1 protein-coding gene is annotated in these 448 nt (G+C 39.3%); it reads left to right on the top strand.

The features are described 5' to 3' along the window. On the top strand, window positions 1-298 hold a 298-nt coding region (vapC, locus tag EHQ16_RS19445), incomplete at its 5' end, for a type II toxin-antitoxin system tRNA(fMet)-specific endonuclease VapC (RefSeq protein WP_135638932.1). Between the last annotated feature and the right edge of the window lie 150 nt (window positions 299-448).

Genomic DNA, 448 nt, shown 5'->3' with positions numbered 1-448 from the left:
AATCTCATCCATTACTGTTGCCGAATTGGAATACGGTGCCGCTAAAAGTATTGATTATGCAAAAAACAAAAATACGCTTATTAAATTCCTCTCTGCATTTGATATCATACCTTTTACTGACTCAGATGCTGATGTATACGGACAAATAAGAGCTACATTAGAAAAAAAAGGGAAAATTATTGGACCATACGATCTTCAAATTGCTGCCCAAGCAATTTCAAATAATCTAATTTTAGTATCAAATAATACAAAAGAGTTCATTAGAGTTCCAAATTTAAAATTAGAAAACTGGATTTAATTTTATATATTCCGCCAGCGCATAACAGCAGGGAAACGCTGCGCTTCGGCACTTACGGCCTCGCTTGGTCTGCGACACATTCCCTTTCTGTCACTCGCTCGCATACGCAAGCTCCGTGCCAGTCCCTAACGTCCCATTCGGGACTCAGGG

This window comes from Leptospira kanakyensis (genome assembly GCF_004769235.1).
Classification (GTDB): domain Bacteria; phylum Spirochaetota; class Leptospiria; order Leptospirales; family Leptospiraceae; genus Leptospira_A; species Leptospira_A kanakyensis.
The sequence above is the reverse complement of the archived record's forward strand: the minus strand, read 5'-3'. Positions and strand labels throughout refer to the sequence as shown.